Annotated in this window: 29 protein-coding genes; 12 read left to right on the forward strand and 17 right to left on the reverse strand. The window is 38.9% G+C overall.

Going from position 1 to position 26,343, the window contains the following annotated elements; translation table 11 throughout:
- Positions 1–122: 122 nt before the first annotated feature.
- Positions 123–1,697, forward strand: coding sequence for a M81 family metallopeptidase (locus GJ691_RS18620; RefSeq protein WP_154369723.1), 1,575 nt, complete (start codon positions 123–125; stop codon positions 1,695–1,697).
- Positions 1,698–1,808: 111 nt separating this feature from the next.
- Here the strand turns inward: GJ691_RS18620 and GJ691_RS18625 are convergent, their stop codons facing one another.
- From GJ691_RS18625 to GJ691_RS18635, 3 genes are all read right to left on the reverse strand, one after another.
- Entirely contained in the window at positions 1,809–2,606 is a 798-nt protein-coding gene (locus tag GJ691_RS18625; protein ID WP_154369725.1) for a TIGR00266 family protein, read from the reverse strand.
- Positions 2,607–2,759: 153 nt separating this feature from the next.
- Positions 2,760–3,659, reverse strand: a complete 900-nt coding sequence (locus GJ691_RS18630) for a DUF6268 family outer membrane beta-barrel protein (RefSeq protein ID WP_154369727.1) — start codon at positions 3,657–3,659, stop codon at positions 2,760–2,762.
- Between the two features lie 172 nt (positions 3,660–3,831).
- The gene (locus GJ691_RS18635) at positions 3,832–4,290 is read right to left on the reverse strand and encodes a DUF4442 domain-containing protein (RefSeq protein ID WP_179955175.1); all 459 of its coding nucleotides are present in this window, start codon (positions 4,288–4,290) and stop codon (positions 3,832–3,834) included.
- A 133-nt stretch (positions 4,291–4,423) separates the two neighbouring features.
- Here GJ691_RS18635 and GJ691_RS18640 point away from each other — a divergent pair, with 133 nt between their 5' ends.
- From GJ691_RS18640 to GJ691_RS18675, 8 genes are all read left to right on the forward strand, one after another.
- Positions 4,424–4,906, forward strand: coding sequence for a DUF4870 domain-containing protein (locus tag GJ691_RS18640; RefSeq protein WP_154369729.1), 483 nt, complete (start codon positions 4,424–4,426; stop codon positions 4,904–4,906).
- Positions 4,906–5,361, forward strand: a complete 456-nt coding sequence (locus GJ691_RS18645; protein WP_154369731.1) for a nuclear transport factor 2 family protein — start codon at positions 4,906–4,908, stop codon at positions 5,359–5,361. The genes GJ691_RS18640 and GJ691_RS18645 overlap by 1 nt, the downstream gene beginning before the upstream one ends.
- A 164-nt stretch (positions 5,362–5,525) precedes the next feature.
- Positions 5,526–5,864, forward strand: a complete 339-nt coding sequence (locus tag GJ691_RS18650) for a PadR family transcriptional regulator (protein WP_109650550.1) — start codon at positions 5,526–5,528, stop codon at positions 5,862–5,864.
- Positions 5,864–7,696, forward strand: coding sequence for a PspC domain-containing protein (locus tag GJ691_RS18655; RefSeq protein WP_179955176.1), 1,833 nt, complete (start codon positions 5,864–5,866; stop codon positions 7,694–7,696). Before GJ691_RS18650 ends, GJ691_RS18655 begins: the two co-directional genes overlap by 1 nt.
- Positions 7,697–7,862: 166 nt before the next feature.
- Positions 7,863–8,594, forward strand: a complete 732-nt coding sequence (locus GJ691_RS18660; protein WP_154369733.1) for a head GIN domain-containing protein — start codon at positions 7,863–7,865, stop codon at positions 8,592–8,594.
- Positions 8,595–8,699: 105 nt separating this feature from the next.
- Complete coding sequence (locus GJ691_RS18665) at positions 8,700–9,710, forward strand: dipeptide epimerase (protein WP_154369735.1); 1,011 nt, start codon at positions 8,700–8,702, stop codon at positions 9,708–9,710.
- Positions 9,710–10,756, forward strand: a complete 1,047-nt coding sequence (locus tag GJ691_RS18670; RefSeq protein ID WP_154369737.1) for a PLP-dependent aminotransferase family protein — start codon at positions 9,710–9,712, stop codon at positions 10,754–10,756. Before GJ691_RS18665 ends, GJ691_RS18670 begins: the two co-directional genes overlap by 1 nt.
- A gap of 119 nt (positions 10,757–10,875) precedes the next feature.
- Positions 10,876–11,346, forward strand: coding sequence for a hypothetical protein (locus tag GJ691_RS18675; protein ID WP_154369739.1), 471 nt, complete (start codon positions 10,876–10,878; stop codon positions 11,344–11,346).
- A 79-nt stretch (positions 11,347–11,425) separates the two neighbouring features.
- On the opposite strand, the gene trxB is transcribed toward GJ691_RS18675, so the two are convergent.
- Positions 11,426–12,394, reverse strand: coding sequence for a thioredoxin-disulfide reductase (gene trxB / locus GJ691_RS18680; protein WP_154369741.1), 969 nt, complete (start codon positions 12,392–12,394; stop codon positions 11,426–11,428).
- A 202-nt stretch (positions 12,395–12,596) separates the two neighbouring features.
- Between trxB and cls the strand changes: the two genes are divergently transcribed.
- Positions 12,597–14,024 (forward strand): cardiolipin synthase, encoded by a 1,428-nt coding sequence (gene cls / locus GJ691_RS18685; RefSeq protein WP_154369743.1) that lies wholly within the window; start codon positions 12,597–12,599, stop codon positions 14,022–14,024.
- On the opposite strand, the gene GJ691_RS18690 is transcribed toward cls, so the two are convergent.
- From GJ691_RS18690 to GJ691_RS18700, 3 genes are read right to left on the reverse strand one after another with little or no spacing between them, the layout of a single operon-like run.
- Positions 14,019–15,026: a 2-hydroxyacid dehydrogenase gene (locus tag GJ691_RS18690; protein ID WP_154369745.1), complete on the reverse strand. Its 1,008-nt coding sequence runs from the start codon at positions 15,024–15,026 to the stop codon at positions 14,019–14,021. The genes cls and GJ691_RS18690 overlap by 6 nt on opposite strands.
- Positions 15,007–15,669, reverse strand: a complete 663-nt coding sequence (locus GJ691_RS18695; RefSeq protein WP_154369748.1) for a hypothetical protein — start codon at positions 15,667–15,669, stop codon at positions 15,007–15,009. The genes GJ691_RS18690 and GJ691_RS18695 overlap by 20 nt, the downstream gene beginning before the upstream one ends.
- Positions 15,670–15,689: 20 nt before the next feature.
- A complete protein-coding gene (locus GJ691_RS18700; RefSeq protein WP_154369750.1) occupies positions 15,690–16,133 on the reverse strand; it encodes a hypothetical protein in 444 nt (147 codons plus the stop codon).
- Between the two features lie 322 nt (positions 16,134–16,455).
- Between GJ691_RS18700 and GJ691_RS18705 the strand changes: the two genes are divergently transcribed.
- Complete coding sequence (locus GJ691_RS18705) at positions 16,456–17,163, forward strand: LytR/AlgR family response regulator transcription factor (RefSeq protein WP_154369752.1); 708 nt, start codon at positions 16,456–16,458, stop codon at positions 17,161–17,163.
- Between the two features lie 14 nt (positions 17,164–17,177).
- On the opposite strand, the gene GJ691_RS18710 is transcribed toward GJ691_RS18705, so the two are convergent.
- The 8 genes from GJ691_RS18710 to GJ691_RS18745 form a co-directional block, all read right to left on the reverse strand.
- Positions 17,178–17,591, reverse strand: a complete 414-nt coding sequence (locus GJ691_RS18710) for a hypothetical protein (RefSeq protein ID WP_246200225.1) — start codon at positions 17,589–17,591, stop codon at positions 17,178–17,180.
- A gap of 86 nt (positions 17,592–17,677) precedes the next feature.
- On the reverse strand, positions 17,678–19,048 hold the full coding sequence (locus tag GJ691_RS18715) for an MBL fold metallo-hydrolase RNA specificity domain-containing protein (protein WP_154369756.1): 1,371 nt from the start codon (positions 19,046–19,048) through the stop codon (positions 17,678–17,680).
- A gap of 6 nt (positions 19,049–19,054) precedes the next feature.
- Positions 19,055–19,900: an ATP cone domain-containing protein gene (locus GJ691_RS18720; RefSeq protein ID WP_154369759.1), complete on the reverse strand. Its 846-nt coding sequence runs from the start codon at positions 19,898–19,900 to the stop codon at positions 19,055–19,057.
- 66 nt (positions 19,901–19,966) lie between these two features.
- A complete protein-coding gene (locus tag GJ691_RS18725) occupies positions 19,967–20,872 on the reverse strand; it encodes a mechanosensitive ion channel domain-containing protein (protein ID WP_154369761.1) in 906 nt (301 codons plus the stop codon).
- A 19-nt stretch (positions 20,873–20,891) separates the two neighbouring features.
- On the reverse strand, positions 20,892–21,299 hold the full coding sequence (locus GJ691_RS18730; protein WP_154369763.1) for a hypothetical protein: 408 nt from the start codon (positions 21,297–21,299) through the stop codon (positions 20,892–20,894).
- A gap of 63 nt (positions 21,300–21,362) precedes the next feature.
- Complete coding sequence (locus tag GJ691_RS18735; RefSeq protein WP_154369765.1) at positions 21,363–22,223, reverse strand: universal stress protein; 861 nt, start codon at positions 22,221–22,223, stop codon at positions 21,363–21,365.
- Between the two features lie 2 nt (positions 22,224–22,225).
- Positions 22,226–23,074, reverse strand: a complete 849-nt coding sequence (locus GJ691_RS18740) for a universal stress protein (protein ID WP_154369767.1) — start codon at positions 23,072–23,074, stop codon at positions 22,226–22,228.
- Positions 23,075–23,089: 15 nt separating this feature from the next.
- Positions 23,090–23,935, reverse strand: coding sequence for a universal stress protein (locus GJ691_RS18745; protein WP_154369769.1), 846 nt, complete (start codon positions 23,933–23,935; stop codon positions 23,090–23,092).
- 114 nt (positions 23,936–24,049) lie between these two features.
- Between GJ691_RS18745 and trxA the strand changes: the two genes are divergently transcribed.
- Positions 24,050–24,349 (forward strand): thioredoxin, encoded by a 300-nt coding sequence (trxA, locus tag GJ691_RS18750; protein ID WP_154369771.1) that lies wholly within the window; start codon positions 24,050–24,052, stop codon positions 24,347–24,349.
- A gap of 9 nt (positions 24,350–24,358) precedes the next feature.
- Here the strand turns inward: trxA and GJ691_RS18755 are convergent, their stop codons facing one another.
- Together GJ691_RS18755 and GJ691_RS18760 are read right to left on the reverse strand one after the other, a co-directional pair.
- Entirely contained in the window at positions 24,359–25,198 is an 840-nt protein-coding gene (locus GJ691_RS18755; protein ID WP_154369773.1) for a universal stress protein, read from the reverse strand.
- Positions 25,199–25,284: 86 nt separating this feature from the next.
- On the reverse strand, positions 25,285–26,337 hold the full coding sequence (locus GJ691_RS18760) for a response regulator (RefSeq protein ID WP_154369776.1): 1,053 nt from the start codon (positions 26,335–26,337) through the stop codon (positions 25,285–25,287).
- Positions 26,338–26,343: the final 6 nt, after the last annotated feature.

The following is a 26,343-nucleotide window of genomic DNA, read 5'->3' on the forward strand; positions in this document are numbered from 1 at the left end:
TCCCAATAAACAGGGGCTAGAAATGAAATTTTAATACTACTTTTAATCAACGGATAAAAACGAATTCAATTATATTCGAGAGCTAATTTCCGGGATTTTAACCAAACCAAAGCATAAACCACATGAAAAAGTCTTTTGTACTGCTACTTATTTCATTTTTTCTAACAGTAAGTTGCAAACAAGTCCAAAAAGAAAAACAAGAAACCAAAAAACTGCCAAGAGTCGCCATTGCGGGAATAGGGATTGAATCGAGTACCTTCTCCCCTGCCCAGAGCCATGAAGAAGCATTTCATGCGCGTATCGGGGATTCTATCTTTGGAAGATATCCGTTTTTTGCTGAAGGAAGTGACATACGAAATAGGGCCGAATGGGTTCCGACCCTATTGGGCAAAGCTATACCTGGCGGGATTGTTACAACAGAAGCTTACGAAAGTATGGTAGGCAAAACCTTGAAAATGCTGGAAGAAAATGGCCCTTATGACGGACTTTTCTTCGATATTCATGGTGCAATGAGCGTAGTAGGTTTACAAGATGCCGAAGGCGACCTCATTAAACGTATTCGAGAAGTCGTAGGCCCTGAGGTTTTGATTTCCTCCTCTATGGATTTACATGGTAACGTAACAGAAACCCTTGCCGAACAGAGCGATCTGATCACATGCTACCGCATGGCTCCGCATGAAGATGCTTTGGAATCAAAAGCAAGGGCGATTACCAACATGTTAGATCGTTTGGAAAACGGCAAGGGCAAACCTGAATATAAGGCATGGATTCCCGTACCGATCCTGTTGCCAGGCGAAAAAACAAGTACCCGCATAGAACCAGGTAAAAGCCTTTACGCTAAAATACCGGCCATTGAACAGCAAGAAGGCGTTATAGACGCTGCCATATGGATTGGCTATGCTTGGGCCGACGAACCCCGTAACCATGCCGTGGTAATGGTAACCGGAGATGATAAAGAGGAAGTTACAAAAGGAGCTGAAGATTTAGCCAAAGCTTTCTGGGAGGTACGTAATGAATTTGAATTCGTAGCCCCTGTCGCTACTTTTGAAGAGAGTTTAGCCAAGGCTTTGAAGAGTGAGAAACATCCCTATATCATAAGTGATATGGGTGACAACCCTACCGCAGGGGGTGCCGGTGATGTTACTTGGACATTAGAGGAAATCTTGGCACGACCTGAGTTCAAATCGGAAAAAGGCCCTTCTTTGATATATGCCTCAATACCCGGGCCTGAATTGATCAATGAAGCTTTAAAAGTCGGTGTCGGTGGAAAAGTTTCTGCAATGGCAGGTGCCGAAGTTGACGATCGTTTCGCCCCTCCCCTAAAACTTACCGGTACGGTAACCGCCATAAAAGAAGGGGACCGTGATGCGGAATTTGAAGTCGTTGTACAAATTGGGAGCATAAAGGTCATTGTTACGAAAAAAAGAAAACCATACCACTACAAGGCCGATTTTATAGATTTGAACCTAGATCCTGAAAAAACGGATATCGTAGTAGTTAAAATCGGGTATTTGGTTCCCGAACTTTATGAAATGCGGGGCGATTGGATCATGGCCTTGACCCCAGGCGGAGTTGACCAAGATTTGGAGCGTTTGGGCCACAAGCACATTAAACGCCCTATGTTTCCGTTAGACAAAGACATGGAGACACCTGATTTAAGTGCACGATTGATCAAGGCTTCGGACAAACTAGAGTAATGTTAAAAAAAAGAAGGGGAAATGGAATAAGAACCAATTTCCCCTTCTTTAAACATTATTTTTTGAATTTTAAGTATTTATAATAAGGACATATAAGGCGTAAATACCCGATTAAAATCGGTTATCCCCACCAACGATATCGCCTAGAGTCCCTAAAATACTTCCTTCACCTTTGTCCTTACCTCCTCTGGGAATCGATGCCACTATCCTTCCGGCCAATCGACTAAAAGGCAAAGATTGAATGTATACCGTTCCTGGTCCCCGAAGTGTCGCAAAGAACAATCCCTCACCTCCGAAAACCGTATTTTTTATTCCACCAACAAACTCGATATCATAATCTACATCTTTGGTAAAACCGACAATACAGCCTGTATCCACTTTTAATACTTCGCCAGGGGCCAAAACCTTTTTTGCCATCGTTCCGCCTGCATGCACAAAGGCCATACCGTCACCTTCCAACTTTTGCATAATAAAACCTTCACCTCCAAATAATCCCCGGCCCAAGCGTTTCGAAAACTCAATCCCTACCGATACACCCTTAGCAGCGCAAAGGAAGGCATCTTTTTGGCAAATGAACTTCCCATCTTTTTCAGAAAGGTCAATAGGCAATATTTTTCCAGGATAGGGAGAAGCAAAGCTTACTTGCTTTTTTCCTTGTCCTGCATTTAAAAAAGCGGTCATAAAAAGACTCTCTCCTGTGAGTACCCTTTTCCCGGCTGAGAATATTTTACCAAGAACACTATTGTCCTGATTAGATCCATCGCCGAAAATGGTATCCATCTTAATGTCGGAATCCATCATCATAAAACTACCCGCTTCAGCCACAACGGCCTCTTGCGGATCCAGTTCTATTTCGACATATTGCATTTCTTCCCCGTAAATCTGGTAATCTATTTCGTGTGCGTTCATTTAAAAGTTTTTAGTGTTTGACATTGATTAGTTGCTGAAATTCATCTTTTGTTACACCTCATTGATTTTTTCCATTTTAATTGAAAAATACAAGGTAGAAAAAATTAAGTTCAACTAAAAAACACCGTTTCAACTATTCATGAACCACTCTGGCTAATAAGGGCTTTTAACTTTTGCTTTTTTACCAAAGTTGTACCTTAACCCAAAATTATAATATAAGCCATTTTCCAATTCAAAATCATAAATCTCGTCCGAATCGTAATCTTGAACTTCCATCGTGTTAAAAGCGGAATAACCGGCCTTGGCATTGAATACGAAAGCCTTTAGGAAAGTTACATTATAACCTACCCCACCGACCAAATAGGTGTTTTTCAACTTTCCGGTATAATCTTCTCTATAGATTTCAATATCATCATTGATATTTCCCGCGAAACCATCCAAGGTTGTGAAAGCTTCAAAATTATGGTTCTCACGAAAAGACCATTTTAACCTACTATCGGGAAAACCTATTTTATATGCCCATTGATCATCTATCCTTTTGGTGTAAGCAACGACCGGAATCGGGAAATTCAATCCGTTTTGGGCATCATATTCAACCCCGAAACTCCACATAGAGTTGTTTTCCTCGTTTAATTTATCAAATACCAACGAACCATTAACAAAGATATCTTCGTTACCCAATTCCTCTTCGTCAAAATTAGAGGATATCTGTGGAGCCACTTTTAAAGAAAACCCCCATCCGTTCTCAAGTATTCGATTATATAATAAGCCTAAACTAAAGGTCTGGAAATTATCGATTTGGTATGTTTCAAAAGGTACGTCCTCGTCAACATAACCAATGTTCAAATTTTGATATTCACCAATTAAGCTGATACTTTCCTTACTTGAAAAGTTCTTTATCGGAAAATCGAACCCAACGCTATTCTTTTTAAAAGTTCCCACTTCGGAATTAGGTAAGATTTCAGAGTTGAAATAAACACTCCCGGTTTCCTGTGAAAAGCCCACACCTACCGCACTTAAAATAAAGATAATCACCAATTTTCGCATTTTCATTTCTAATTTAAAGATTATTGATCAGGTCTTGATTACTATAGACTAGCTCCAAGACCAATTAGAAACGAAATTGGTAATTATGCCAAAGAACAACAAAGCAAATAGATCTGTAAGGGTTTTAAGTATACCAAACAGGGGTATTTATCTACGGAATGCTTTTAAAGCGTAAAATTTATTTCTTTTTTAACTTAACCGTCCACTCAAACTCAAAGGTAGATACCACTACCCCATCCTCATTTACACCTACAGATTTCATCCAAACGGTCTGCCCCTCTCCAGTAGCAATGGTTTTATCCAGTGCATCCTTTATCTTGTGGCCATCTTCACAAGTAAACGTAATTCTGCCGGTGGCCTTTTTTGAAAAATTGGCCGTGTTGTTCAACACCAGCATCGAAATCCTTTTACCACTTTCCTTTATCTGATCAATGACCATCGTACCCGTACTGAATTCTGCCGCCATACCTTGTACGGCCCAAAACATGGAGTTAAAGGGGTTCTGATTAAACCATTTATGCTTAACCGTAACGATGGCTTTTTGCTTATCTATATACTTTAATCGCACACCACACCACCAAGCCGATGGTAATTTAAAAAAAGAGAATGTATTGAATTTTCGTACGGTAGTACCCATGATCATTATAATTTTCACTAAATGTATGCAAAATAATCGACCTTTTAAATGTTAATACTATGTTAATTTTTAGTACTATGTTTTGCAAAGTACCTTCTTTTAGCCATATATTTGTATAAGAAAATAATAGGCCATGACAGACACCATCTCAAAACACGAACGAAATCTATCAGCGATCATACATGCATCTACCTTTAGCAAGTTCTTTATTCCCTTTGGTAATTTCATTATTCCGTTGGTATTATGGACAGCGAACAAGAGGGATTATGAATTTGTTGACCACAACGGTAAACAGGCATTGAACTTTCAGATTAGCATGCTTTTATATTCTATAATCCTAGGTATGATAAGCATTCCGTTTTTCATTGGTTTTCTTCCCAATATTTTCGATCACGGCTTTTTCGGCTTTGATGGCCTAAACAGTTATAACAATTTCAATATAGATATAGACTTGGACGGTTTTCCTTTCAACGGATGGATTTTCCCCGTAGGAATAGCTGGTTTATTGCACGGTGCCTTATTCATAGTAAATGTGGTATATACCATTTTGGCAACCATGAAAACCAATGAGGGAGAGACTTTTAGATACCCTTTCACCATAAACTTTATAAAATAATGAGGTCACTAAAAAACATAATACTCTTACCTTGTATAATCTTGATGGCCAACCTATCAACGGCTCAAGTGCCTGAGGGTTCTGAATTGTATGAAACCATATTGGCCATGGACACTGCTTATTTCGCGGCTTATAATACTTGTGATATGGAAACCCAAGCAATGATCTTGGCCGAAGATCTGGAATTCTACCATGACAAAGGGGGATTATCAACATCTAAGGAAGAAATTCTCGAAGGCATAGAAAAAAATATTTGTGGCAAAGTAACCCGTGAATTGGTTGAGGACAGCTTCGAAGTTCACGAAATCAAAGGTTTCGGGGCGATAGCCATGGGGCTTCATAAATTTTACAATAACCAGGAACCGGATGCAATTTCAAAACCAAGCAAATTTATAGGTATATGGACACAGAACAATAATAAATGGCAGATGACCAGAATCATCAGTTTACACTAAATGGAGGAAATGGGAATAGGGAACACCCTAGTTGCCCGGAGGAGTTTAATCATCAATCAAAACCTGAACTGGATCTATTTCAAGACATCTTAATCACGTGTCACACATTGAAATAGACCCAGGCCAGGAAAAACGAACAGTTAAATTAATAGAATCATGAAATTATGAATGTAGAAAACACAAAAGCACAAATGCGAAAGGGGGTTTTGGAGTACTGCATACTGTCTATCCTGAACGGAGAGGACAAATATGCTTCCGAAATTCTTAGTACCCTTAAAGACGCTAAGATGCTTGTCGTTGAAGGTACCATTTACCCTCTATTGACGAGGCTTAAGAATGCCGGCTTACTCAACTATCGTTGGGAAGAGTCTACTTCCGGACCTCCACGAAAATATTACACCTTGACCGAAACAGGAAAATTGTTCCTGAAAGAACTAGATACTACCTGGGATGAATTAAGAATGGCCACCAACGTGGTAACCAACAAAAAAAACAAAAAATAATGAACAAGACAGTAAACATAAATCTCGCAAATAGGCTTTTTCACATGGATGAAGAGGCATACAACAAGATGCGTCGATATTTGGAAGCTATAAAACGTTCATTCGCCAACACCCCGGGCAGTGATGAGATACAAGCTGATATCGAAGCGAGAATTGCAGAACTTTTTTATGAAAAATTGGAAAATGAACGACAGGTCATCACCTTGAAAGAAGTTGATACCATAATTTCGGTCATGGGACAACCTGAGGATTATATGATCGATGAGGATATTTTCGAAGACGAACCCATTAATAAAGGGAAAAAATCTGCGAATACTACTTCTAGGGTCAAGAAACTCTACCGGGATATGGAGCATAAATATATAGGTGGTGTTTGTGCCGGATTGGAGCATTATCTTGGTCTCGACGCCCTATGGATCCGTATAATTTTCATTCTCCTTGCGGTAACCACCGGTTTTGGTTTCATTGCATATATACTTCTTTGGATATTGGTTCCTGAAGCAGTTACAACCTCCCAAAAATTGGATATGACGGGAAAGCCCGTGAACATCAGCAATATAGAGCGCAAAGTTAAAGAAGGTATTGATGATGTTACAGACAGGGTTAAAAGTGTGGATTATGAAAAGGTGGGCAATAAGGTAAAAAGCAGTAGTAAAAGCTTCTTTGATACCATCGGCGATATATTCATGTTCATTTTTAAGGTCTTCGGAAAATTCATAGGAATTCTCTTGATCTTGATCGGAGCAGCTACGTTGATCGGTTTGTTCATAGGCCTTTTCACCGTTGGGGTTTTGGATATGATACATATTCCAGGAGTAGATTTTTACAACATGGTCAACTCTACCAATGCGCCGGTTTGGTTGGTCTCTTTATTAGCGTTCTTCGCCATAGGTATTCCCTTCTTTTTTGTCCTTTATTTAGGACTAAAGATTTTAGTGAACAACTTAAAATCCATCGGTAACATTGCCAAATTCACTTTATTGGGCTTATGGCTTATATCATTGGTTACTTTGGTCGTTCTAGGTATTCGGCAAGCAGCGGCACATGCCTATTCAGATAGTGTAACTGTTGAACAGTCTTTATATTTCGAGGTGCCCAATGATACCTTGACAATTAGTATGCAGACTTCCGAATATTTCGAAAAAAGAAGAAATATGGCGATTGATGGGGTTATGGTAACTTCAACAGATGAGGGAGAAGAAATCTTGGTCTCGGACGATGTTCGCCTGTCCGTAAAAAAGTCAAAGGATAGTATTGTTCGTGTTAAGATTCGTAAAGATGCCAATGGCAGTTCTTTTAACGAAGCAAAAGAGATTGCCCGAAATATTGAATATTCTTACAAGGTGGAAGGTAATACCATTGCTTTCGATGATTTTCTTACTACATCCTTAAAATATAAGTTCAGGGACCAAGAAGTCTGGATAACTCTCTATGTACCGGAAGGTAAAAAGATTCAATTCGATAGTGAGTCTAAAAGATGCATGCCAATAAGTGCGAATAATGACCAAGATATGGGACGATGTGATTTACAGGAACATATTTGGGATATGGGAACCGATAGTGAACTGAAATGTCTGGATTGTCCCGAAATCATTGAAGAAGAAGACGCACAAGGCAATGACAGAATAATCATAAATGAGGATGGCATAGACATCGATATTAAGGACAATGGGGATTCCTTTAAAATGAAGATCGATCAGAACGGCGTTAAAATCCAGGCCGACGACAGCACCGATGGGGAAGTATTGAACATTGACCTGAACGATAAAGGTGATGGACTTAAAATGAACATAGACGAGGAAGGTGTCGTCATCAAAAACAAGAACAGTTAAATCATCAATACAGTTCAGTAAGCATAATCAACAACTGGGTAACCAACTATTTTTTTAATACCAGATAAAAAATAAATTTATTGACTCATACCGACTTTGTTTCGGTAAACAACCAAAAAATCATTAATCTGACCTTGAAGTATTCTCAAGGTAAAAACAAACAATCATGACAACACTAGTAAGAATTACAATCGCACTGATTTTAGCCTTATTTCTATCTTCCTGTGGATTTGACATCAACTTCGGGGATTTCGGTAGTGGTAAGAAAGGAAATGGGAACGTTACTTCCGAAACTAGGGAGATAACCAGTGAATTTACAGAGGTTTCAGCTTCAGAGGGCCTTGATGTTTATGTTACCCAAGGGGATGAATTCGGTATTACCGTTGAAGCGGATGAGAACATCATCGATCTAATCGCAACGGATATTAAAAATGACAGACTACGAATCCATGCCGAAGAAAATATCGGAAGGGCCACCAAAAAAGTCTTTGTTACCTTGCCCGAAATTACGGCCTTAAAGAGTTCTAGCGGTGCCCACTTAAGTACTGAGAACATGGTCAATTCCGATAAATTGGAAATTGACGGCAGTAGTGGGGCCAACATTCAAATAGAAATGAATGTAAGTGAGGTGGATATCGATGCCAGCAGTGGGGCCAACCTTAATTTATCCGGCGATTCCCAGACCATCTACGTAGATGCAAGTTCCGGAGCTAATATCAACGCAAAAAAATTAACCTCTAAAGTATGCCATGCCGATGCCAGTAGCGGTGGTAACGTATCGGTATATGTCTCTGATGATCTAACCGCTGATGCCAGTAGTGGTGGCAACATTTCTTATTCTGGAGATGCCAATGTCACCAAAAAGAAATCTGTATCGGGGAGTGTACATAAAAACTAAGTGATATACCATCTAAAACCTACTTAAAGAACCATCGAAATTTCGATGGTTTTTTTAATTTATAGTCCATCGGCTTTATCTATCTTAGTGTAAACATTTTTCAACATGCAAATCCTATTAAAAAAATACACCTTAGCCTTAAAACATACCTTTAGTATCTCCAGGGAGTCACATGATTATCAAGACACTATGATCGTGGGTCTATCTTTGAACGGACAAACGGGTTATGGCGAGGCCACTTCAAACCCCTATTACAAAATTACGGTTGAAAGTATGATGGGTGAGATTGAAACCGTAAGGGAGAAAATAGAATCCTTTGATTTTACCCTTCCCGAGGTATTTCATCAATTTCTTACAGAGCAAGGATTGAGCAATTTTACCATCTGTGCCCTGGATTTGGCAGCTCATGATCTTTATGGCAAATTATTGGGCAAACCCCTATACGATATTTGGGGAACGGGAATTAACCACTACCCTACTTCAAATTACACAATAGGGATAGCCGACATACCAACCATGGTCCGCAAAATGGAAGAAAAACCATGGCCGATCTATAAAATTAAACTTGGGACCGAAAATGATGTGGAAATCGTACGTGAATTACGCAAACATACCGATGCCATATTCAGGATTGATGCCAATTGTGCTTGGACAGCCGAGGAAACCATAGCCAATGCCCCATTACTTAAAGAGTTAGCGGTTGAATTTTTAGAACAGCCCTTAAAAGCATCTGATTGGGATGGTATGAAAAAAGTATCGGAACATTGTGTATTACCTGTTATAGCGGACGAAAGCTGTATCCTTGAATCCGATGTTGAAGCATGTGGGCCATATTTCGACGGAATCAATATTAAGCTGACCAAATGCGGTGGTTTAACGCCGGCTCTTCGTATGATCAAAAAAGGTAAAGCCATGGGGTTAAAAGTAATGGTTGGTTGTATGACCGAGTCTTCTGTCGGAATCTCGGCCATTGCACAACTTGCACCACAACTGGATTTTGTTGATATGGACGGCGCAATGTTATTAAAGGAAGATATTGCCAACGGAATACGTATAAATGAAGATGCCTCCCTTGAATTTCCGAAATTGGGCGGCAGCGGAATAACCTTAAAATAATGGCACATTATATCGATGGTTTTCCTGGACGGGAAATAACGGTAAAAGGCTCAAAATACCACTATTTTGGTGGAACCTCTTATTTAGGGCTCCAGACCGATCTGGAATATCAAGATCTATTTATCAAGAACATAAGGCAATACGGCACTAATTATGGTGCATCTAGAAAATCGAATATTCGCCTTTCCGTTTATGAAAAATCCGAATCTTTACTCGCTGATACCGTCGGCAGTGCATCGGCCCTAACATTATCCTCCGGTTATTTGGCTGGCCAATTCGTTGCCCAAAATTTCAACAAACCGGAATACAAGCTATTTTATGCCCCAAATACCCATTCGGCACTTTACAATAATTACAACAAACCTTATACAGACTTCATTGAATTGAAATGTGCGATTCTAGAACATTTACAAAGCAATAATAAGGTTATCCCTGTGGTTTTTATCGATTCCATTGATTTCAGTGGTCAAAATTATCCTGATTTCAACGGATTAAAAACCCTTCCTTTAGACAAGATAATCATTGTGGCCGATGATTCCCATGGCATTGGTATAATTGGGAATAACGGTGAAGGGGTCTTTAGGACATTACTAGGATTTAAGCCTAAGGAATTGATAGTCTGCTGCTCTTTGGGCAAAGGTTATGCCATACAGGCCGGGGCGGTATTCGGCACCGAAGACAGAATAGAACAACTTGGTAATACGGCTTTTTTTGGCGGAGCTAGTCCTGCCGCTCCTTCAAGTATGGCAACATTCCTTGATGGACAAGATATTTACAACAAAAAAAGAGTACAACTCTTTCAAAATATGTCCTACTTTGAAAAAACAATACACCAACTCGATTTTTTCAATCATATGCACGGTCACCCTACGTACTCCTTCAATTCTCCAAAATTGGCCGATTATCTTGAAGAAAACGGTCATATAATTACCAACTTCAATTACCCTGCAGAAAGTTCGTCTGTTATGAGCCGTATTGTTTTGAGCAGTCATCATACCAAAAAAGATATGGATCGCTTCTCTCTTCTTTTAAATTCCTTTCTTTAACAGTACGTTTTTTACCCCGGTCCAAAATATAAAATGCACAATTATAGCAATTTAGAATTATGATTTTAACATAATTATTTGTAACTTTTAAAGGATATTAACTCCTAAAACAAATAACTATGAAAAAATTACTTGGAGCCGCGTTCATGATGGCAATATTTGTGACTATAGTGGCATTTACGAGTTCTAAACCCGATACATATCACTCTATTGAAGGTACTTGGGAGCTAGAGAATTTTTACAATTTTGATGGTGAGAACATAACGGACACCTTACCTACCACTGAAGGATACAGACAGGTGAAAATGTATTATAATGGTAAGGTGATGTGGTCACGTACCACTCAAAAATTCATTAAGGATGCTGATGGTAATGATGTAAAGGGTAGGTTTGGTTACGGTACCTACAAGATTACGATGAATGGATTGGAAGAAAATATTGAATATGGGGACATTGGCATGATGACCGAGCTGGATACGTTACGCAACTTCAAATTTGAACTTTGGCTCGATGATGATAGATATAGCCAGATAACACTTGATGAGGAAGGTAACAGAACATTTTCTGAAAATTATAGAAGAATAGATTAAACCATTCCCACTTTTAACCATAAAACCGTCCTTATGATGAATATCATCGTAAGGACGGTTTCATTATTATTCCTCTTAACTAAGCCACTTCCTCCTCTGCGGATTCGACCAAAGCTAAATAACGTTCAGCATCCAAGGCAGCCATACATCCTGTACCTGCTGCGGTAATTGCCTGTCTGTATTCCTTATCCTGTGCATCGCCACAAGCGAAAACACCTGGAAGATTTGTCTTGGTAGACTTTCCTTCTGTAATAATATATCCGGTTTCGTCCATATTGATCTGCCCTTTGAAAATATCGGTATTCGGTTTATGGCCGATAGCGATAAAAAGACCGGTTATGGCGATTTCCTCTTTTTCATTGGTTTGGTTGTTCACCATTCTAAGTCCTTCGACCACTTGATCACCTAAAACCTCATCAACTTGGGTATTATATCTAACTTCTAGATTAGGAAGACTGTTTACCCTGTGTTGCATGGCTTTTGATGCCCGCATATGATCTTTACGAACGAGCATGGTTACTTTATTACAAATATTTGCCAGATAGGAGGCTTCTTCAGCAGCGGTATCCCCTCCCCCTACTATGGCAACATCTTGTCCTTTGTAGAAAAAGCCGTCACAAACCGCACAGGCAGAAACTCCACCACCCCTTAAACGTTGCTCACTGGGCAAATTTAAATATTTGGCTGTGGCCCCTGTAGAAATTATAATGGTTTGCGCTTCAATTAACTTATTATCATCAACTGTAACTTTATGGGTACCACCTGCTACTTTACTCAACTCAACAGCTGTTACCATACCAATACGAACATCTGTCCCGAACCTTTCAGCTTGCTGTTGCAACTGCATCATCATCGAAGGACCATCGATACCTTCAGGATACCCTGGAAAGTTATCTACCTCAGTTGTAGTTGTCAACTGTCCGCCAGGTTCCATACCTGTATAAACAACAGGTTTCAGATCTGCGCGGGCAGCATAAATCGCAGCGGTATAACCTGCAGGACCGGATCCAATAATCAATGTTTTGATTTGTTCTATTTTGTCTGACATATTCAAATTATTCAATTGGGTTTGATAAAACAAAAGTAGGTTTTTTGTCAAAAACCTTACAGCCAAAGTTATCAAAAGTTTTTAAAGAAACCTCTTGTGCCATAACAAAATCAAAGCGTTAGCCGGCTCCCTGCCCATGATGGGCATCATGAAAAATTCCCGTTATGTTTCGTATTTTTAAACCCTATTCCTAAAAACCGCTATGTATTGGATAATAGCCTTGATAATTTATGTGCTTATTGCCATTGGTATGGTCATTAGCTTGTTGGTCAACGGAATTAAACCGGCCAAAACACTAGCTTGGTTATTAACTATTTTCACTATTCCCATCGGAGGTATCCTACTTTATTGGATGATCGGAAGAAACAGAAAAAAGTATTCTTGGAAAGACATTCAGGAAGATATAGCGATCAACAATTACCTAAAAAAAATACAGGAAAACAAAGACGCTGCGGAAACAGTGGAAATGGAGGCTGAAGAATATTCCAAAATTACCCACCTTGTTGAAAAGAACAATGGTTTTAAGCCCACCAAGAACAATGAGGTTAAATTGTTGAAGGATGGCAAGGCAACATTCGATGCCATTTTTAAAGCCCTTGAATCTGCCGATAAATATATCTATCTACTTTATTACATTTTTGAAGAAGGAGAACTCGCGGACAGATTGATAGCTTTATTTGACGAAAAAGTGAAAAAAGGTGTTAAGGTAAAGATCATCTACGATGGGGTCGGCAGTTATTCACTGAGTAAAAGATATATTACCCAACTTAAATCGATCGGTGTAGAGGTTTATCCTTTTCTGCCCTTTAAATTGGGAAGGTTCTTAGCATCTATCAACTACAGGAACCATAGAAAAATTATTATCGTTGATGGCAAGATCGCGTTTACAGGGGGGATAAACATTTCGGATAAATACCTGAAAGGTGATCTGGTACTTGGTAAATGGCACGACATGCACATACAATTACGTGGTGCTTCGGTTTTAGAATTGCAAGTTGTATTTGAGATTGATTGGTTCTTGGTCTCCGGTGACAATTCGGAATTAAATCGTGATTTGCCTTCTTTGGAAGAAAAGGTAGGGAACCAAATCGTACAGATCGTTTATGGCGGACCTGACGATTATTTCTCCCCAATAGGGCAAACGTACTTCGCTATGATCAATAATGCCAAAAAATATATCTACATTACCAATCCCTATATTATTCCGGGCACAGCGATTCTCAGATCTTTGGAAGTTGCCGCCAATAGCGGTGTCGATGTTAGGCTTCTGGTATCGGCCAATGCTGATAGCACTTTGGTGAATTGGAGTGTTAGATCGTATTTTGAAACTTTTCTAAGGGCCGGGGTAAAAATATATCTGTTCCCCAAAGGATTCCTACACAGCAAGATCATCGTTTCGGATGATAATCTTGTTTCTATAGGTACCGCCAATATGGATATAAGAAGCTTTGAACAAAATTATGAGGTAAATGCCCTGGTCTATGATCAAAAAACAGCCCTTTTACTAAAACAGGATTTTTTAAATGAGATAGACCAAAGTATACCTTTAGACTATGAAACCTTTATGAATAGACCCTATCTGGAAAAAATTAAGGAAGGTTTTGCCAAAATATTCAGCCCATTGTTATAGCACGAGGGTTTCATATCCCAATTCGTTCTTACAAGGTTTTCCTTCTTGCCAACTATCCAAATTATCGAAGGTAATCTCCGCTATCCTAGTAAGGGCCTCTTTGGTTACATATGCTTGGTGCGGGGTTAATAAGACATTGGGGAAAGTAAGTAAGGTCCTTAAGTTTTCATCTTGTATACCAATGGATGAATTATCTTTAAAAAACAACCCCTTTTCCCTCTCATATACATCGGCTGCATAAAAAGCTATCTTTTTGTTCCTCAACGCGTTGATCAAGGCTTTAGTATCTACGATCGCACCTCTGGCCGTATTCACAAGTACCACTTTCGATTTCATTTTATCAAAAGCCTGCTCATTGAGCATATGATGGGTTACCGAATTTAATGGCACATGCAGACTGATTATATCTGCATGCTCAAATAGCTTGGCCATATCAACATATTCAACACCGAAGTTCTGTATCAGTTCTTGTTTAACTTGTAAATCGTGTGCCAGGAGCTTACAACCGAATCCGTGCATAATTTTGACCATTACAGAACCTATACGTCCTGTACCAACGATTCCCACGGTTTTACCGACCAAATCAAAACCTAACAATCGTTTCTGTTTAAAATTGTACTCATGTACCTGCCGATCGGCAATATGTGTTTTCCGATTTGCGGCCATAAGCAATGCTACGGCATGCTCAGCAATGGCATTAGGGGAATAGTCCGGGGCATTGGCCACTTTGAGTCCAAATCTTTTGGCGGCCTTGATCTGAATATTATTATAACCGGCCGATCGTAAAGAAATGTATTTAACGCCTAAATCCCTTAATTTCTCCAAAACGATCAAACTGGCATCATCACTTGAAAATATGCTGATGGCATCAAAACCCATTGCTTTTATCGCAGAGTTCGTATCAAGTGCTTCTTTTATATATGTAGTTTTATGGCGTAACCTATTTGCCTTTTTAAGAAAGGGAATCTCAAAATCCTGCGCACTATAGACCAGTAATTTCATTTTTGTCTTCTTTTCTGAATATTAAATCTTGATCTTCCATCGCCGTAATGACCAACTTTATATAATCATCGATCACATCCTCAATATCTACAGGATCCAAGATATCTATAGAACCCCTCCAAATCAATTCCCTTTCCTTACCCGGACAAATACAATATAGGGAAGTTTCCGCATGATAAACAGCAAAAGTTTCATGTTCATCGGGCTCATAGTAAATTCTTTGGCTGCTCAGGTAATCTTCATCAAAACCCCTATTATAGCGATCTAGATTATTCAACAACCTTCTGTTCTTCTCTACATTCTCCACACCGATTACCTTAGAGAAAAGTATGGCATCGAAGTCCTTGTCCAACAATTGTTGCTCAACATCAGATAGCTCTTGCTCAGAACGTTCCGAGGAGGTGAAATCAACATCAAATACGTCTATGCTCCGCATAGCCTCTACATTACGGGCTTCAAACTGATCCCGTAATTTGGTTTCATACTCCATTCGGGCATCTTTGTTGTAGGTCATCCCCACTATCAGTACTTTATTGGCATTGAATATCACAATATCCGGATTCTTCCAATTTTCTACCAATTCGGCAGAGGAACAACCCAACATCAAAAGGACGACAAGTGTAAAGAGACCTAACTTTTTCATGGTATTTTATTTATAGGGACTTAATTCAACAGCCTTTTTTGTTTTTCCTTCTTCATGACCTTCGAAATCATTTGGAACAAACTTCCTTTGAGTTTTCTGTAATCGGCCAAATAGTTATCAATAGCAAAAATCATATCCCTATGGGATTCGGTATAAGCTTTCTCCATTTTGGGTTGATCGATATCGTCGACCATAATGGATAGTTGATTTTCGTGTATTTTGGCCTTTTTCAGTAGTTTCTCTGCTTCCACTTCCGAATTGGATATAGCAGTGACCAACTCCCTACTTTCATCGTACATACCCGAACTTGTGATTTGAAGCGTATAGGACTTGACCAAGTCATTCAAAAACATCTGCTCATCCTTGACAAATTTCAATTCTGAAATCCAATCCAAAGAGGTTTGATGCATTTCTTCTGGGCTTTTCCATTCTAAATACCTGTAAATCTGATTTTTAGCTTTCATAGTCTATTGTTTTTATTTTACTTTCATCATACGGTGCATCCTTATGCTTTCCAGGTTCCGATTACATTTACCAAGTTATCTATTTTGCGGTTTGGGCTCAATGATTTAGATCAGTCAATCATAAAGCGATCGGTTTAATCCCAATGATTTACTTTTCTACGACATGTTATGTCTTCTTTTTACGACAGATTTGATTAAGTATTCTTATTTTTGAGGATGATTCAATTTTTATAAGTCGATGTCAATGACTATTTTGCATCGTTGCAAAACAACTGACTGACACAAACACGAATTTACATCAACGTTAAAGTTGCTCCCCAAGATGACTAAAATAACCTTGAACACTGTTGTAGTCGAAGACTCTGAAACTCAAAGGGCCGTGATTACAAAACTAGCCAAAGACAATCCCCATTTGAATGTTGTTGGTGATTATGCAAATGGTATACTTGCCTTGAATGCCATTAAAAAAACCAAAGTAGATCTAATATTGCTTGATATTGTTATGCCTGTGGTAAATGGCTTTGATTTACTCGATTCTTTAGAGAAACCACCTCAAATCATCCTTATATCGGATAGTAGTGATTATGCCCTAAAAGCCTTTGATTACAATAATATAACCGACTATTTACAAAAACCGATAGACAAATCACGGTTTGCTACGGCGATAGATAGGGCCGTGAAGACCCAAAACCAAATCAATAGGGATAATGATGAGGGAGAGTTCGTTTATGTTAATGTTGACCTTCAAAAGAAAAAAATCTTTATTAATTCCATTCAATGGGTAGAGGCCATGGGCGATTATATTAAGATCGTGACCACTGAAGGCAAATTTGTAGTCTTATCCACTATGAAAGCATTTTTGGAACAAATGCCCGAGAACAAACTCATTAGAATACACAAATCATATATCGTAAACGTGAATAAGATCGATAATTGGAGTAGCACCAAGGTCGAGGTCGACGGTACAAAACTTCCCATGAGCAGATCACATAAAGATCAACTGGAAAAAATCCTTATCATCACGGAATAACGGTATCAATTATATTAGTTATTGGGTTTACGTTTTTTTAATATACACCCGGCGTATTCGAAAATCTCGTATTTCAAGTCTTTGAAATTCTCCATATAATTGACCGCTTCCACTTTGAGTTTTTCATGTTTTTGATGATAGAAATTATCACAGACACTATCTGAACATTCCAGTATACCACCAATACTATTTTCATGGTGCCCGATCATTTTCGATAACTTGTCCCAATCGTCCTTTGACCTTTTTATACGTGCTTGGTAGTCTTGTAAACGCTCGAACAAGTTCGGTGTATTGGGCTCAAATACATAGGAATTCAATAAGTGCTGAATAAAGGTCAGTTCGTCGTTTATGAGCTGCAAGCAAGAATTCCAATGCTTGGATTCCCTGTACATCTCATCCACTTTTGCCGATACGATCTTCTTTGTCATTTTTTTATGGGAAACCATGGCCTTAAATTTTAAGTAAAATTATCCATGACCTCATTGTTTTACAATGACGAAGATCAGTCTGCCGCCTAAACCATTAACTCAATGGTTTCATAGAGCTTAGGTATATGCACCTGCCAATTATGCTCATATACCAATTTACTCCTAAACGTATCGAGTGCCGTGGGCTCCCCATGTACCAAAAACACCTTTTCCGGTACGTTTTTCAAAGCTTCTACCCAATGTAACAGTCCTGATTGATCAGCATGTGCCGAAAGGCTCTCCAAATGTTCTATTTTCGCTTTTACCGGATAATATTTACCAAAAAGCTTAAGTTCATGGGCGCCTTCCAAGAGTTGTTTTCCCCTTGTTCCCTCGGCTTGGTAGCCTACCAATAAAACTATTGTGCTCTCAACATCGATCAACTGCTTTAAATAGGTAAGTACCCTTCCACCGGTTACCATACCACTACCGGCAATTACGATTTTTGGTCTTGGGTCGTCTATGGTTTCCCATGTTTCCTTGTAAGAACTGATGATATTCACGTGATCGCACATAGAATGATATTCCTTTAATGAGAGTTTATGCCATGTCGGGAACCGTTCAAAAACCGATAAGACATTGTTTCCCATAGGGCTATCAACAAAAATGGGGATATTCGGAATCTTGTTCTTTTTATAGAGCATCCATATTTGGTACATAAGTGATTGTAAACGCTCAACGGCAAAAGAAGGGATAATGAGATTTCCTTTTTGATGAATGGTCTTATTCACCAATTGGGCCAAAATTGCCTCCACATCTTCTTGCGGATGGTTTTTATTGCCATATGTACTTTCTATAAACAGGTAGTCGGCCCATTCAGGACGTTCAGGTGGCGCCAATAGAAAATCTTCCGTTCTACCCACATCCCCGGAAAAGACAAACCGCTTTTCAAAAATCTCCAACTCAATAAATGTAGCACCAATGATATGTCCGTTGTATTTGGTTCTAAAACGCACATTTGAGGATAAGATCACCCATTCGTCATTTTCTACGGATGAAAAAAGTTGAATGGTCCTTTCCGCTTCCTTCAGGGTATAGAACGGTAATGCGGGATCATGCTTGGAATACCCCTCCTTATTTGCTTTTTCTGCCTCTTCCTCATGAATTTTTGCACTATCCTTCAAAATAATCGAAGTAATGGCCAAGGTTGGTGAGGTGCCTAGTATCTTCCCCTTAAAGCCTTCTTTCAATAACCTGGGCAAATATCCTGTATGGTCCAGATGACCATGGGTAAGCAATATGTAATCCAATTGGGTCACATTGATCGGTAGAGGGTCCCAATTCTTGACCCGAAGTTCTTTCAACCCTTGGAACATTCCACAATCGACCATAAGGTTCAACTCAGGTGTCTCTACATAATACTTAGATCCCGTTACTGTTCCTGAAGCACCTAAAAATTGGATTTTTACCGTATTCATATCAATCTAGCAGTTACATAATTGGCGTAATTCTTTCATTATTTTTTCTTTTCTCGGCTCTTTGATCTCTAAATGATCAAGAAAAAAACTGTCGTTCAACAATTCCCGACATAAAACGACATCACGACTCAGCAAAAACTGCTTTTCGCGCTGACTCAATAACGTTGAAACGGTTATGGGATATAACCCCAACCTATCTATTCGGTCCCTTAACCCATCACCGTGAGGAATATCCCAACTTAACAGATAAAGATCAACACATTTGCCGTATGCAAGGGCATCTTCGGTAAAACGGGTATTGGTTACCACCCAGCCTTTATCCAATTCACTATTCCCATTTTTCTCTCGCTCCCAATGCTGTTTTATATCATTATATCTTGAGTTGATGTACAAGGGTACTTTAACATTACAATTGCGGCCCTCATCACTGTGGAACTTACATTCGATTACGGCTACAAGTCCGTTTTTCTTGGCCAAAACATCAACTTCATGAGTCACGCAATGACCTTGTAATACCTTACCTACCTCAGTGGTGTAGCCAGAATAACGCAATATCGCTGCAATGAATTTTTCAAAAGGAAAACCTGTAGGCCCCAGTTCATATATGGCCTTTTTCAACTTGTATTTAGACGCCAAAATCGATTTTTTCTTTTTTAACAGGGCAAAAGCCCTATTATATATTTCGCGGGTAGAGATACCTTGATAAAGCTCATCCCGGACTTGATTTACGATCTGTTCAACAAAGACATCGTCGGCTCCACTGCGTTGTAACGACCTACGTAATTTCGAAAGGGAGAATTTCACCTTATCGCCTGACGATTTTATGATTTCTATTGCTTGTTGCTCTTTCATTTTAGCATGATTTCAGTGACTGTTCTTATGTTGTTTTCGCCTAGACCCCCTTAAAGAAACATATTTTTATCGCATTGGATTTACACGAACATTCATCTCAGGTATTTTTAGCAACTGTAAGGTCGCCGATGCCAATTTCACTTTCCCGTTCGTTAATGAAATGGAATGCTCTATGCTTTCGAACAGCCTATGTTTAGTACTTCTTCGTAATTTGTAATCGGTAATGTACCTAAGGTTGATGGTAATCCAATTATCGGTTAACCCTATAGCCAAGGTAGGATCCAATTTCGCATTTTCAATATAGTAACGTTCTACCATTTTGGCCCAGTTCGCTTTGGACTTATCGGTATAGTCAGATAACAATTCGACAGCACTCCCCTGTATGATTTCTTTTGCCATTTCAATATCCGAATCATAGGTGACCAGAATGTTGAGTTCGTCCCAGACAAAGGGGAAGTCCATTGAATAATTTTTTATAGGCCCCTTGAATACGAATGCATTACTGATCTTCACTATCCTACCTGAGTAATTGTCAGAGCTGACCCACTCCCCCATTTCCATAATGGTAGTATAAATACTGTCAATATCGATTACGTCACCCATAATATTGTTAATCTCTATGCGATCGCCCGGTTTATAGACCCTAACGAAAAAAATATAGAATGAACCGGCAACACTTAAAATCAGTTCCTGTAAGGTAAATGTGAGTCCGGCTGTAAAAAGCCCGATGATAATGGTGTAATCCTTAACACTTTCCAAGGTAAAGGTTATCAGGAAAAGCAGAATTATCAACAAATAACCGATAACCTCTATACCTTTTTGGGCTTTATACCTCAGGTTAAGGTTTTCGATTCTTCTTTTTGCCAATTTTCTAAGAAACCCTATGCAAACTATGATGAAGACGATCCATATGAACAACCTTAGTCCTTTTAGGACAAAGGGATCCTTCAAGAAATCTTCGAATACTTGCATAATTAAGCGGTTTTAAAGACTATGTCTTGAAGAAATCGCGAACCAATTTCTTGACTTGGTTATTTGTCATGCTATCCGCTTTTTCGACTGTTTTTACCTTAGCGGCCAATTCCGGATAATTCTTGTCCAGTTCCTTTTTGAATCTTAACGCAGTTTCGGCCGGACCGAACAAGGCAATATTATCTGCCGATTTAATGGCTTCTACCAATTTTTTGAAATAGGCTTTGTGTTGATGCTTTTCACGTTCCAGGAATTTACTGTCCTGCACAACATCCTGAGGTCCCCATTTAGCGGTTTTCGTACCTGAACCCCCTGCGGGTCTATAGTTTTCGATTTCTGAAAGCAGTGTTTCAAATTTTTCCGAATCCTTGTCCAAGAATACCATATGAGCTTTTTCCTTATCGAGCCAAATACCAATATTATTCATAATACATGTTTAGATTAGTACATTCAATATCTTCAAAAAAAAGACCTGGAACAATGACGCAAATCAGGCCTTCGCAGGTATTACCAGAAATGGTATATCTATTTTACAGGCCAATTTTTGGATAATCGGTTCTTTCAGCAAGTTCTCGAAAAACTTATGCTCATAATTCACCATTGCCACCATCCCTATATTCAATTCATCTAAAAAGGTGCGGATCGCGGTTGTCTTACTTTTATAATTGGGCATCCAATGTAGGGAATGGTCAATTGGTGCTAAATAGGTCTTCAAGGTTTCCAGATTACTCTCCTGGGTCTTAGACAAGGTTTTCTCTTCGTTTATATGTGCCACCCTTATGGCAGAACCGCAATTAATGGCCATTTCTTTTAAGGAATCAAGTACTTGGGCATCATAATTCCTTTTATAATCGGTTGCAAAGGCTATCTCATAAGGCATTTGGAAATCGGCATTAATAGGAACCGAAAGAATGGGGCATTTTCTTATCGAGGAAATTGTTTTGACCGTTGTACTGCCCAAAAACAGGCCAAAGCTATTACTTTCCCCCTTATTACCCATTACGATAAGATCTATGTCGTACTCATCGATAGTCTTGTTAAGGGCTTCGGTTAGATCCATTTTTATCGGGATCAATTTATAGGTATGGTTACGGCATTTATGATCAAGGTTAATCCTATGGAAGGTGCGTTTAAGTTCTTCACAGGATTCATCTTTCAATTGCTCTAACAGTCCTTTACGATGGCCATCATCATTGGTTCTTTCCAAATTTATACTCAATAAGGGCGTACGCTCATTATAGGCGTTCAAAAGATAAAAGTTACAAGTTTTTGACTTGAATAATTTTGAAGCATAAAAAAGTGCATTATACGCATCATTCGAAAAATCTGTCGGTATCAATATATTTTTCATGTTCAATTATTTTTATGGGATGGAATTACTAAAAAAGGAATGGTCTCATGAAAACCTAATTTCTTGATTATAGGCTCTATGAACAAGCGTTCCAAGAAAGTGTGCTTATTCTGAATCATTGCCAAAATATCGATTTGTTTCTTTTGTTGGAATGTGTTTATGGCCGTCATGATCTCCTGGTTGGGCTCCTCATGGAACAGATGGGGCGTTGTACCCAAAAGACTATCTAATTTGGCCTTATTCTTCAACTGTGTGTCGTTAAGATCATAACCAGAGGATACATGCATTACGTTAATCTTGGATTTATACCTTGCTGACAAATCCATTATTTCATTTAATTGCTCTTTTTGATAATCGATCTCAAAATCAGTTGGAAAAAGAATCTCCTTCGGAACTTCAAATTCAACATTTGGAGGTATGGCCAATATTGGGCAGCAGCCCCTTTTTATGACATGCACGGTATTTGTTCCTATAAAAATCTCTTTGGCCCCTGTAGCTCCTTGGGTACCCATGATCACTAAGTCAGCATTTTCCTTTTTGGCGGTTTCAACAATTTCATCAACCAAAATGTTGAATGCCGAATGTACCATAAAGGTGTGGTTCTTATTATTGAATTCTGATGTAACCTTCTTTTTCAGTTCGTTCAATTGATTCAATGAATTTTCTTGGTAAATGTCTCCTAGACCAATCTGACCGGGACTGTGCAAAACATATTCGGCTTGATAGATGGCCGGTGTATAAGTGTGCAAAAGATAAAACGTACACTTTACATCCTTAAATAGTTTAACGGCATAACGAATGGCATTATAGGCATTATCTGAAAAGTCGGTGGGTAGGATTATACGTTTCATCTTGTTTTATTTTAATTATCTATATAAATTTTGCATCACCAAAAACGGAATTTTTATATGCAGGCCGATTTTATCCAAAGTTGATTGTACCAACATATCTTCAATAAACGAGTGCCTTGAATTGACCAAAACCAACATGTCAATATTGTTATGTAAGATGTATTTGGTAATTGCGATTGATTTATCCTTTTCTTGGGTCGTCTCAAAAACCAATTTGGCCTTGGGAAGACTTTCTCTTAAGAATTGTTGGTTATCCTCTTGACGAAAGGATAGCTTTTTAATGGGATCTATATATAGCATATGTATGGTAGACCTAAAAGAACCGGATATTTCGCAGAGCAACTTTAATTCGCGCCTTTTATATGGTACCAAATAATTGGTAGGGAACAATACTTCTTTGGGCGGATGGTAGGCATACCCCTCTGGTATGGCCAAAACGGGACAACTTATATACTTCAATACTTGCAAGGTGTTACTACCAAAGGTAAGCCTACGGTCATTGGTCTCTCCCCTTGTCGCCATGACAACTATGTCCATATTCTCCCTGTTTACCAAATCGTTTACCTCATCTATCAAGGAACCGAATGCCGATACCAACTTATATTTATGATGGGGGTTGGGATATTCGTGTTTGATCTGTTTAAAAACCTTGTCCAGGTTTTCTTCCGACTTTCTAAAAGTTTCTTCTTTAACCTGTTCCAAAAGACTCCTTTTCGTAAGCTTATCTTGTTGATAAACCTCATCAGCGTAGGCATGCATGATGAATATCTCACTTTTTTCATACTTAAATACATGGCATGCATATTTTAAGGCATTGAAAGCATTGTCCGAAAAATCCATAGGTACCAAAATCTTTCTCATGTTGCTCGATTTATTCGTTATAACCAAATTTAACTTTTAACACTTGTAATAACCATGATTTTGGTCAGTTAGAAAATCAACGTATTTTATTAATTTGCATTCAAATTATTAGTCATGAAAAGTAGTTTCGGTGATATCATAAATTCGGATACCCCGGTTCTCGTAGATTTCTTTGCGGACTGGTGCGGCCCCTGCAAAATGCTCGCCCCCATCCTCAAAGATGTAAAGAGCGAACTGGGAGATAGTATCAAAATCGTAAAAATCGATGTGGACAAAAACCCTTCAATAGCCTCTAAATACCAAGTAAGGGGTGTACCCACCATGCTTTTGTTCAAAAATGGAAAACAACTTTGGCGGCAATCAGGAGTGCTTCAGAAAAGAGACATTGTTCAGATAATTCAATCCCACAAATAATCGTAAAGTCTACTCATGTAAAATTAGAAACGGAATATCGGTATGGTAACTGATCTGTTCTACCTTGGGCCTAAATAGGATTCGCTGAAAGAAATTAAGGTTTTTGGCCACCATGGCAATCATGTCTATGTCCCTTGACTCGGTAAAACATTGTACCGATGTTTCCAGATCGGTTCCTGTAAGGGAATGGAAACTATGCTTTACATCCTGTAGATAATCATTTAAAAATTCCTTATTACCGGCTTGTTCATCGGTGAGTCTTTCCCCTCTTTTGGAAATATGCAATATGCGTAGATCGGATTTAAACAAATTGACCATATCTATAAGTGTATCAAGTACCTTAAGATCATAACTCAAGTGGTAATCGGTAGGAAAAGCTATTTCCCTGGGTGTTTTGAATACGGCATTCTCAGGGACGGCCAAAAGCGGGCATTTAACCTTGGTAAGTACATCTCCCGTATTACTGCCCAATGTAACTTTTTTAAGACCTGATGCACCTTTAGTCCCCATAATGATCAAGTCAATTTTGTTGTTCTCAACTTGACGTTTTATCGATTCTACAAAAAAATTATGTGAGGCTATGGTCTTAAAGGTATGTTTACTGCTGGGATCTACTTTTTCCGCTTGTGCCAATAAATGATCTAAACTGATCTTGCTTTCTTTTAAAATGCCCCCATCGACCATTTTTGAGGAAACCTTTACACTTGATCCCGCTCCAGAATATGCGGGTATGGGGTTAATATGTAAAAGATGAAAAGTGCAATCGACGTCTTTATACAATCGAAAGCCATACTTAAGGGCGTTCCACGCATTATCGGAAAAATCGGTAGGGACTAGTATATGCATCATTTTATGACCATTTTTTTACTTTAAACACAAAAATAGGACGTTATTGCATTCCTGTAAATGATCCCTATCATGAGCAAACATGATTTTTAATATATACGGCTAAGGGTTTCTTGATCCAAGATTTTAATATTATGATCCTCCATCGCGATCAAACCCTCTTTTCTAAAACTAGACAAAGTACGTATCAAGGTTTCCGTGGCCATACCGGCCACACTGGCCAGATCACTACGCAGAATATGGATGTTACCTTGATTGTCCTGCTCCAATTTATCGGCAAATTTCAATAAGGTACTGGCGGTTTTTTTACGTACCGAGCCATATGCCATTTCCAATAATTGTTTTTTGGCTTCTGTAAGGTTCTCTGCCAAAACGTGCATCAATTCAATGGCAAGATCATGGTTTTCCTTAACCACGGTTCTGAGTTCATCCTTGCAGACCCCGACAAGTACGGTATCTTCAATAGCTACCGCATACTCCTCATAAACTTCTTGTGACGTTAAGGAAGTAAATCCGAAGAATTCATCCGCATTATAAATGGCTGTTATCAATTCCTTGCCGTTTTCATCCAATTTATAGGTCTTTACGACCCCTTTAATGATCAAATAGACCATATGTACATTACCACCTTCCCGATAGATTTCATCGCCTTGTGCGAATTCAAATTCTTGTCCGTTATCATCTAAATAATTCTTGAATTCGTGAATGTTACGAACCTCAAGTCCACTTGCATGGCCATGCTCAGATTCTGAACTTTTGATTTCCTGTAAAATAGCGGCCCTCGCCAACCTACTTTCTATAGCACTTATCAATTCTGATTCTTCAAAGGGCTTGGTGAGGTAATCATCTGCCCCAAGGTTCATTCCTTTGCGAATGTCCTTACGTTCGGTTTTAGCCGATAAGAATATAAAGGGAATATATTTCGTATCAATATCTTTCCCTAATTGCTCCAGAACCCCGTACCCGTCCAACTCGGGCATCATAATGTCACAGATGATGACATCGGGTAACTTTTCTTTGGCAACGTTAACCCCTTTCTTTCCGTTGGATGCTGTATATACCTTATAGTCCGAAAGCTCTAGAAGTTCGGCCGTGTTCTCCCTTAATACGGGATCATCCTCTATCAACAGTACTTTGTTCATTATTAT

The organism is Maribacter luteus (assembly GCF_009674825.1).
GTDB classification, from domain to species: Bacteria; Bacteroidota; Bacteroidia; order Flavobacteriales; family Flavobacteriaceae; genus Maribacter_A; species Maribacter_A luteus.